Here is a 9,418-nt window from a genome sequence, read left to right as displayed (position 1 = left end):
AAGCAGCTTTACATGGAGTGGCGGGCATGATAGCCTTATTGGGCCTAGCCAGCTCTTTATTTAGCTGGGTTTTTGGCGTGGGACTCATGCCCGCAATAGCAATAGGTAAGACTTTGATGTAATCTCCATCTTTTCCCCTGCTCCACACCGTACGTGCGACTTTCACCGCATACGGCGTTCCATCTTAGCTATGTTTTATTAATCAATAAGTTCCAAATTACTCATTTTACGAAGTTTATTTACTTTTTCTATCTCAATTTGACTGAGACGAAGCAAATTTTTAAGAGTAGTAATCGTTTCATTTTTGATTGCGTGAACTAATTTATGAATGTCCTTATTTAGAATACATAGGTTATTAAATTTATCTGTTCCTCCAAAACTGAGGGGGATTTTGTGATGACAGTGGACTTCATGTGCATAGAGAAAATTACCTGTTACTTCACATTTACCCATTTTCATGCTATATCTGCTTAATCTATTATCCATGTATTCTACACTTCTATCAGAAATCGAAGATTTCATTAATACTGTTAGTTCGCTTTGTACGTCACCTTTAATTTTATTATAGATTATTTGCCTTCCTTCGCACGTGAATGGCGTTATTGTTTGACTAAAATTCATGTTATTTGATGTTCGAACATTACTTAATGGATACAGATATATACCATTTATACAATATGTTTTACGTTTAGTCGTATAAAACTTTTTAAAGGTTGGCGGTGCGTTTCCCGGATATCCATATTTGGAAATCCCTTTGAGACGATTTTTAGTGAAATGCATTAGTTCATAAGCAAGCTGTGAGAACTCGATACTTACATGGGTAGCTTTTTTGAAATAGTTGTGGATTCCCATGATAAAACTGTTAAATGCTAAAGTGTTTTTTGAAGTGGGGGATTTCTGTATTTGCTTAATTAACTCCTTATATCTTGCTTTTAATTGGAGCCTTTTCTTGGCATTTACACCTGTATTAGCAACCCACTTATTTTTCTTTGGTACTGATTTTATTGTGAACCCTAAAAATTCTGATTGTTTTTTCTTCAGATTAACTACTTTTGATTTTTCAAGTGATATATCTAATTTGAGTCTTTCCTTGAGATACAGTCGGACTGAATGATACCACTTATAAGCAGTATCACTATCTCTACAAAGGATTTTAAAATCGTCTGCATATCTTACGATATATCCTTCCTTCAAATTAGTCTTTTTCAAAGCACTATATTTTGCTTGATTTTGATTATATTTTCTTACAGTTTCAAAGTTTTCCCATTGTCCTGCAACCCATTGGTCAAGGTCATTTAATACAATGTTCGATAATAGGGGTGAAATTATTCCTCCCTGTGGAGTTCCCTTTTTTGGTATACCTTCACCATCAATTTCTGCTTTAAGCATTTTTCCAATAAGTCGTAAGACTTTTCTATCCTGAATTCCCATATTCCATAGCTGTTTCATTAAAATAGTGTGATTAATATTATCGAAAAATCCTTTAATATCAATATCAACTACATAGTGAAGTCCGCTAAGGTTGATTAGGGATTGAACCCTTGCCATTGCATGATGTGTTGACCTTAACGGTCTAAAACCGTAACTGTGTTTATAAAATTTTGCTTCGGCAATAGGCTCCAGTATTTGCTTGAAACATTGTTGAATGATTCTGTCTATGATACAAGGAATACCTAGCGGTCTCTCCTTTCCATTTGGTTTTGGGATAAGAACACGTCTGACTTTCTTTGGGTTGTAGTTTTCTAGTTTAGTTTTAATCAGGGTTACAATTTCGAATTCAGTCATAGCCTTTATATCATCTATTGTTCTCTTGTCTGTTCCTGCTGTTTTGGAACCTGTGTTACTCTTAATTGTGCGATAGGCTAGGAGGATATTTTCCCTTGATACAATTAAATCATAGAGATTTTTGAAAACCGTTCCTTCTTTAGCTTTTTCGTGCAAATCTGTAAATACATTTGTGAGACTATAATAGTCCCACGTTCGTAAAGTCGTCTGCATTGTGGCAACCTCCAACATTAAAGTTGTTCCCACATTCTTACCCGACCGATGCAGTTCATTTGTTGGAAAATTGATTGTTTCATAGATAAGACTTAGGGCTATTCCTCCATTTCCATTACAGAAATTTCATCAGTCATGCCCTTACTCTCACAAGGATAAATGTATTTCGGTTTTGCCTTATAACAACCGCTAAGTTGATAGACCTGTGCAGCGTCCCTTGCTTTCCCTGTTCCGTTATTTTTAGCTGTACATCAGTCTTTAGGTGTTTCCTTTGAGCCTGTGAGCTGGATATCCTCGTTGTTAGATATAACGCATTTCATAAGCCTCACTTTTACTTTACGTCACTCACTCTAATAGCCTATTTGGTATTAGACTACGCCTTTCGACGCATTCATTGGTTTAGACCCGTACATTCGGAAATTTGTCAGATTAAATTCATTCTCACCATAGATTGTTTATAGCCACCCGGCCTATCACGCACCATATAACACTGTATTAGCAATTACTTAGGCTTGTTTCAGCCGACTTCACCTAACTTCATACCTTTTAAGCTATCACTGATCAAAGCATGTAGGAGTATTAGTGAGCAGTTTCAAGAAAACATGATTTCTTTCATTCCTATCTTCAAAATAACAGTTAGACTAAAAATTAGTCCTTACATTTCATGCCGAATAGGCATTTATAGCAAAACAGTTCGTACGAGGCTCCATGTCAAGCTGCGTACACTTTACTTGGTCTGCATAACTTTAAACCAAAAAATGGTTAATTGTCGTATTTAATAAATGTCCATTTATCGGGGTCTTGACCACAGGCACCTAGATCAGTTCTATGATTACTTGCAGGATACCATCTAATCTATACCTACCAATAGTGATCTCCTATTTGCCCTTGTTTAGATACTTTATCATACTGCAATTCAAACGCATTACGAAAACCCGATAACAAATTTGGTTTATTGTTTAACTCATCCGCCACCCATGGTTGTAATAGGTAAGGAAACAAGGCATTGTTTAAATCGCTAACTAAGTATTGTGTTGTTGCCTTTCCAATCATCATATTTTGTTCAAGTTCCCGCACGGCTCCATCATGTAATGGTAAAGGTAATGTTCGATTATCTTCTTGGTACAAGGCATATAAGATTGCTTTTTGATAGGTATTCATTTTTAGTAACCTCTTTTCAGCCGTTGCAAAGAACTTCTTTTTTGCTTTCACCTTCGAAAAAGACACAGAAATTTTATATATCAGATTCACAATAAGGATGGATATAGATACAATAAATACAATTCCGATGATAAAGCCATATTTATTTCTGAAGTCAATCATGTACATTTTTTCAATAATTACCGTCGGAGAAAAGAGTAAGATACCACTTGCCAATGACAAGGCAGCCATAATTGTTGTTGGTAAAGTTAGAATCTCTTTGATATTAAAATCTATCTTCATAAATTCCCCCCATATATTCCTTTTTTTATTATACTATATCTCTATTACCAAAAAGAGGAATTGGCTTTTTGATAATTCATTAGCCAATTTCGCTCTTGCTCTTTCTTCCTTTGTTAGATAATTGTTCATTTGTACTTTTTTGATGTTAAGGTTATTGAAAGCAAATAATTAACTTCGATCAAGAAATTTTCTAATTCTATTACCTAATTCCAACCTTAAATTATGTTTATAACCCTCTGCTACATCAAAAAACTTATTATCCCTGTTAACTTTATATGCATAGATACTATTTGACCAATCATCTGTATCTATTACATAAACTGCTATACCTCTAACCGCTAATATATCCCCTAAGTTTTCAACATTATCATTTGCTGAGGTGATGGCTATTTTTTCATTTGGTAAAAAAATCCTAGGTTCGGCATTTTTTCCGTCTATTCTTGGGCGAAGTTCAATTTCAACTCTATCGGATATGACGTTTAAAATTCCATCATCAGTGCTAAGCTTAAAGTCATGGTCTATTTTCTTCAATATATAAATAAGCGACGCAATTCTATATTCCGGTTCATTATGGTAATTTTTTAGCCGCTCAATCAATATGCGTTCAAGACCTTTTGCCTCACATATTTGCTCCAGTTCTCCCCGGACATTTTCAGCAACGATAAACTTCACCACAGTAATGATTTCTTTGGAAATCGCTTCTCTTATTAAAGACTTATATTCTTCTTTAAAAACTGCACCTCTATTATCATTGTAAAGATTCTTATAATCAAAATTTCCATCTACTGCATCCCTTTTGATAAATGAATTTTCTAAAATCATATTCTCATCTCCCTTATGAATAGTTTTATAAATACATTACCATTAATTCCTAAATAGGATATGATTATACCCAATCTTATCAATTTATTACTTTAGCAAGTTAGATTATTGCAACGCTCTCAATAAGGTAGTTAAAACCACCTTTAAACCGCCTTCCTAATATTAAGGAAGAGCGTTGACAGGATTCAGCTCTTAATTGCTGCCTTAGGAATAGAAAAATTTCTATGTATGGGTTTTGCTCAATTTGCAAAAAATAGAAGATTGAATTATGACAAGTGGCTAGGCACTAGATCCATTTAAACATACACCAAAGTAGGCTGCCTAATCACAATTCAGAACCCTTCTTTTAAATTATTTTATTCTTCGTTTAAAGAGGAGATTAATTCGACAGATTACAGGAAGTGACTAGTGCACCCAGATAAGTCAATGTTTCCTTATCATTAATTAGATCTTATCTATCACCTATATATGATAAAATATATTTAATTCATTAAATGGAGGTAGAGGTAATGAGGAATTGGTTAAAAGTAATCCTGTTTTTAAGTTCCTATTCTCCCCTCTTTTTAATTATTGTCCTATTGAATTTAAAATTAAATGAAATTAGTAAAGTAAAAGATATACTTCCACAAGATAAATTTTGGTTGATAATCATTATGCTTATCCTTTTTATCCTGCCCAACTTAATCTTATTTTCCCTGATTAAAAGAGTACGATCTTTTCAGCCTATTAGGGAAAAAACCAATACCTTTGTTAATAAAAATGGAGATGTAATGAATTACATCGTTACTTACCTTATTCCATTCTTATCCTTTAACTTTGATAAATTGAATCAAACAATTGCTTTCGCTATTTTAATTCTTGTACTTGCAACCGTATATATTCACTCGAACATTTTTTACATTAATCCAATTTTAATTATAGCTGGATATAAAATCTATGACGTAAACAATAAATATACAGTAATTACAAAACTCATGGTCAAACGAGATACAAAGCTAAAATTATACAGAATTCATGAAAACGTATATGTAGGTGAAGAGGATGGCAGCAATAACTGATATAAATGCTCTACTTAGATTATTTAATGATGTAACAATTGATAAAACTACAAACCTCTATATGATTACAAGAAAAAAGGAAACTGATACGTTTGTCTATAAAGTATTAACTGCCGAAACACTTAATGAAGTAGCGGAACAATTAAACAACATTATAGTCAATCATCTTTCGAAAATTCAAAGCCAAAATAAAGAATTTCGTGTTTATGATATCGACGATTCAACTGATGACTATGTTCAAATTATTAATAAAAACGATGTCCCTGCTACTAGTAATCTCCTAACCCCTATTATCAATAATAGTGCGGACCCTTTCATATCTGAATCCGAAATATTTAGTAGTCTTTGGGCATATGCTGTACAAACTGAAATAAATAATAAAAAGCTTGTATGGTTTCGAAAATACAGCAAAGGAAAGGTTCTAAAGAAAGGCTTTAAAGATGCTGTTCTTTTTAGAGACGGCAAATTTTCAAAAATAGAACATGACGTGTTCCAAATTGATGAAAAGGTCGACTGCTTCATTTGGAATGATGAAATATATATTTCACAACATCACAATTTCGAAAAGATATTCAGTTACGATGATCAATACGAAGAAAAGGTTGGTGAAGCATTAGAAGTAATAAAGGAATCCTTTTCATATATTGATCATGAATCACTTCAACTATATGTTGAAAAAGACTCCATACAAAAACGGAAACTAGCTGCTATTATGCATAATGGTGTTTATAAAAAATATGGCTTTAATGAAGTAGTAGCAACAATAGAAAAATATAATTTAGATATCGAAGTAAATACTCAAGAACAAAAGGTGAACCTTACCCCAAAAGATTCACGTAGGTTTCTTAAAATTCTTAATGATGACTACCTTCGCTCGGAAGTCACAAAAGTCCGTTATGAAAGCATTGCAAAAAGAAAAGGACAAAGATAAATTTATTTAGAAAAAGGAAGCGTAAAATAATCCAGTACCTCCAAAGATGGGAGATTATTTTATGCTTCCTTAATGAGTGTTGAAGTGGTCAAGGCCTCTTATAGAACATTTTTACTAAACAATTTTTTTGACAAACTCCAACAGGTAACACTAGGCACCCAGTTCTAAGTCCCCGTTGCAGTGACTCTCTTTTTCCGAAAAAGTGGTACTTTCTGAACGTTATATTAAGCCAAGTATAACCATCAGGTATTACTACTTGCAATCAGCTTGTCATTCCGTGGTAAATTCTTTGTCACTTAGTGGTAATAATAAAGTCACCTCTAGTACATTTCGGTGGCAGTAATTATTCCTAAGTTTCCAATAGCTGGAACTAAAAGGACATCAAATATCCATTCAACATCCCCCCAATTCCTACATAATACTTACAATTGACCATTATAGGTTTATGAACTGATTATTATTAATGAAAACACAAACTTATTCCCCCATCAAGAACATTCGTTCAACAAATTACGGGAAGTGACAGTGCACCAAGATCTTAGTCAAGAACATTCGTTCGACAAAGATCGGGAAGTGACAGGCACCAAGATCTTTGATCTGGGTCCTTTAAAATATTATATCCTCTGGCTTCTAAGGCCGAAATGACCATTGAAATGCTTTCAGATTTTTCGGAGTAAGTCATTTGTATCCAATTATCCCCATTACCTGTTGCTAGATCTAATTGAATTGGATCCTCATCTTGAGCTAAATCCTCCTCTTCTATTAAATTTCCATTCGAATCATAACTATCGTACGAATAATCTCCAACTTGTAATTCATAATATCCCTTTGCAGCATCAACCACATCTGGATCATAGATCATCCAGTATCTTTCGGAATCTGTAGAAAAATCAACCCTGTATATATCAAATTCATCACGTTTAAGCTCTCCGCCATTATCTACTTCAATTTCATTTATTAAATCTATGGCGTGTTTGAGGAATTCAAATTGTTCTTTACGGGACAAGTTATCAAAAGAACCATCTAATTTCCCTGCGACATCGTAATAATTCTCGTAAGTAGACTCTTCGATATTAATATTTAATAAATATTTCGATAGAACTTCATCTTCTGGTAAACCATTAGTTGCTTTTTGCAATTGTTTTTCAAAATCAATTTTCATATCTTCAATATTTATTTGTTCGCCACAACCAGTAAAAATAACAGTACTCAGTAAAATAACAAGGTAAACCAACCTTTTCATATCAGTATCCTCCGAATGTATATATTAAATTGATAAATTTGGCACCAAGTTAAGGGCATCTCAGCCCAAATTCCCGTAAACTAGAATACTTGCAACCTCCAATTGGAGTTTATAGGGGGATGCAAGATCCATCCCTATGTTTCTAGATCAAGAATTCCTTCTTTTATTAAACGGAGAACTTAAAATGTAAAAATATTTTCTTTTAAAAAAAACCCACCTCGTCCCACAGTTGACAGCTTCAGAAAGCAAGTTTTGCCCCAAGGAAACTCCTGAGTATATCATTACGTGTTCGATTTTCAGTTCTCATTATCTAATTAATTTAAAAAGGAGAGTAAGCCTTTGTTAGATTTTGAGGAAATGAAACTTGGCAGGTTTTTTGAGGATTTAAGAAGAATGCATCGTAAGAGTCAGGATGATTTGCAGACTGATGCCAATCTCGACCGCAGAACGATTAGCAACCTTGAGAATGATAAAACTAAGCCAAGCTTCGAAACACTGGTAAAACTCGCTTGTGCCTATGATATGCTCCCTTCTGAATTATTCTTGGAAATGGAGAAAAGGACGAATTTACTTGAATGTTTAAAGAAAAACAATACTGAGTCTGAGTAACCACACCGATTCTCGCTAAGACGGAGTATAACGGAATCACATGGATATGACTATTGTTGTGGTTCCGTTCAATCAACCAACTATTTCATATAAAAACCGTACATACCCCTGCCAATTCGGATTATAATGAAATGACTAGGCACCAAGATCAATCCAAGGAAAAGGGAGAAGTGGAAATATGTCTGATGCAACTAAGTTCTATAACAGTAACCATTCAATGGTTGAAATTCCAGATGAGTTGTTAGAAAATATGGAAATTGAATCCGTGATCATTAGCCCTGTCTATCAAAACGTTGGTATCGTTATTTTAGCAGGAGATGATCAGGAAACAAATGGCCGATTGGTCAGAATTTATTCGATGGTCAAACAGGATGACGAAACGACATACAGCCTCGTTCAAGAGCTGCAAGCCTTTCTCTTTCCGGAAAGACCATTTGCAAAAGAGTTCATCGAACGACTGCCGCAAATGTCCGCTATTGAATTGATGTTTGCCATGAACGGCATGAACGAAACTCAATTTCATTAATAGGATACCATGGATTATTATGGGGAATAGCTGCAAATAAGAGTGATTCCACTCATTTTATGACTTACACTAAAAAGGGCTGCATAATCAAACGATTGTGACAGCCTCTTATTATTTTTATATTAATCTACACTGTTCCCGTTGATTAACCGCCAATATTTGGCGGGTCATGGGACCTGCCCTCTTGACCCCAAAAGTCATTTCCAATTCTCTGGATGGTGCCTGGCACCCGATCTTCCTTTATAAAATCCTTTCGAAATACCTTATACCCCTATCTTTTTACATCCTTAACATTTCGTCAGTAATAATCTTTCATCGTACTGTAAGACCCGTGTTTCTTTTCTGTATTTTAGGACTATATTCTTTCTATTGAATTAAATAATATAGTCCACGTCTAGATGGCTAGCATTGAAAAAAACCTCTTTCAATTTAATAATTGAAAGCTTTTATTATATCCTTGTCAAGAATACTCATTCGACAAATTTTGACAAGTGGCAGGCATCAAGATCTTAATGGCAAGCAGCTTCGCTGTGGCCGGATCTATTGCCGAGATAGTGGCTCTCACAGTCCGTGACACGTGTTCATTTTATCCGAAAAGGTGGTTCATTCTAAACGAAATATTCAAATGCTGTACAAGGCACTCATTAAAAGTCATTTCCAATTCTCTGGATGGTGCCTGGCACCCGATCTTCTCTCGACGATCTTACAGAGGAAGAACAACACTTTCTCTTTGAACTAATTGAACGAAGACATGACAACAGTTCTACCATTTTTTGTACTCAGTTCAA

Annotated in this window: 8 protein-coding genes; 4 read left to right on the top strand and 4 right to left on the bottom strand. The window is 34.3% G+C overall.

Going from position 1 to position 9,418, the window contains the following annotated elements:
• Positions 1–198: 198 nt before the first annotated feature.
• From ltrA to HNR53_RS22835, 3 genes are all read right to left on the bottom strand, one after another.
• A complete protein-coding gene (gene ltrA, locus HNR53_RS22845; protein WP_184530455.1) occupies positions 199–1,998 on the bottom strand; it encodes a group II intron reverse transcriptase/maturase in 1,800 nt (599 codons plus the stop codon).
• 861 nt (positions 1,999–2,859) lie between these two features.
• Positions 2,860–3,441 carry a superinfection exclusion B family protein gene (locus HNR53_RS22840; protein WP_184530453.1) on the bottom strand — a complete coding sequence of 194 codons (582 nt, stop codon included), beginning with the start codon at positions 3,439–3,441 and terminating at the stop codon, positions 2,860–2,862.
• A 168-nt stretch (positions 3,442–3,609) separates the two neighbouring features.
• Positions 3,610–4,263, bottom strand: a complete 654-nt coding sequence (locus tag HNR53_RS22835; protein WP_184530451.1) for a hypothetical protein — start codon at positions 4,261–4,263, stop codon at positions 3,610–3,612.
• A gap of 509 nt (positions 4,264–4,772) precedes the next feature.
• On the opposite strand from HNR53_RS22835, the gene HNR53_RS22830 reads away from it, so the two are divergent.
• Together HNR53_RS22830 and HNR53_RS22825 are read left to right on the top strand one after the other, a co-directional pair.
• Complete coding sequence (locus HNR53_RS22830; protein WP_184530449.1) at positions 4,773–5,321, top strand: hypothetical protein; 549 nt, start codon at positions 4,773–4,775, stop codon at positions 5,319–5,321.
• On the top strand, positions 5,305–6,252 hold the full coding sequence (locus tag HNR53_RS22825; RefSeq protein WP_184530446.1) for a Kiwa anti-phage protein KwaB-like domain-containing protein: 948 nt from the start codon (positions 5,305–5,307) through the stop codon (positions 6,250–6,252). Before HNR53_RS22830 ends, HNR53_RS22825 begins: the two co-directional genes overlap by 17 nt.
• Before the next feature lie 538 nt (positions 6,253–6,790).
• Here HNR53_RS22825 and HNR53_RS22820 read toward each other — a convergent pair.
• Positions 6,791–7,495, bottom strand: a complete 705-nt coding sequence (locus tag HNR53_RS22820) for a hypothetical protein (RefSeq protein ID WP_184530445.1) — start codon at positions 7,493–7,495, stop codon at positions 6,791–6,793.
• Between the two features lie 339 nt (positions 7,496–7,834).
• Between HNR53_RS22820 and HNR53_RS22815 the strand changes: the two genes are divergently transcribed.
• Both HNR53_RS22815 and HNR53_RS22810 read left to right on the top strand, forming a co-directional pair.
• A complete protein-coding gene (locus tag HNR53_RS22815; protein WP_184530443.1) occupies positions 7,835–8,104 on the top strand; it encodes a helix-turn-helix domain-containing protein in 270 nt (89 codons plus the stop codon).
• Between the two features lie 178 nt (positions 8,105–8,282).
• Positions 8,283–8,630 carry a hypothetical protein gene (locus HNR53_RS22810; RefSeq protein ID WP_184530441.1) on the top strand — a complete coding sequence of 116 codons (348 nt, stop codon included), beginning with the start codon at positions 8,283–8,285 and terminating at the stop codon, positions 8,628–8,630.
• Positions 8,631–9,418 lie beyond the last annotated feature (788 nt).

The organism is Bacillus benzoevorans (assembly GCF_014207535.1).
In the GTDB taxonomy this organism is placed as follows: Bacteria; Bacillota; Bacilli; order Bacillales; family Cytobacillaceae; genus Bacillus_BD; species Bacillus_BD benzoevorans.
The sequence above is the reverse complement of the archived record's forward strand: the minus strand, read 5'-3'. Positions and strand labels throughout refer to the sequence as shown.

What these genes read in the sequence shown, in the direction of transcription:
- HNR53_RS22840 (WP_184530453.1), bottom strand. Translation starts at nt 3,441, where the DNA reads ATGAAGATAGATTTTAATATCAAAGAGATTCTAACTTTACCAACAACA.
- HNR53_RS22825 (WP_184530446.1), top strand. Translation starts at nt 5,305, where the DNA reads ATGGCAGCAATAACTGATATAAATGCTCTACTTAGATTATTTAATGAT.
- HNR53_RS22820 (WP_184530445.1), bottom strand. Translation starts at nt 7,495, where the DNA reads ATGAAAAGGTTGGTTTACCTTGTTATTTTACTGAGTACTGTTATTTTT.
- ltrA (WP_184530455.1), bottom strand. Translation starts at nt 1,998, where the DNA reads ATGCAGACGACTTTACGAACGTGGGACTATTATAGTCTCACAAATGTA.
- HNR53_RS22810 (WP_184530441.1), top strand. Translation starts at nt 8,283, where the DNA reads ATGTCTGATGCAACTAAGTTCTATAACAGTAACCATTCAATGGTTGAA.
- HNR53_RS22830 (WP_184530449.1), top strand. Translation starts at nt 4,773, where the DNA reads ATGAGGAATTGGTTAAAAGTAATCCTGTTTTTAAGTTCCTATTCTCCC.
- HNR53_RS22835 (WP_184530451.1), bottom strand. Translation starts at nt 4,263, where the DNA reads ATGATTTTAGAAAATTCATTTATCAAAAGGGATGCAGTAGATGGAAAT.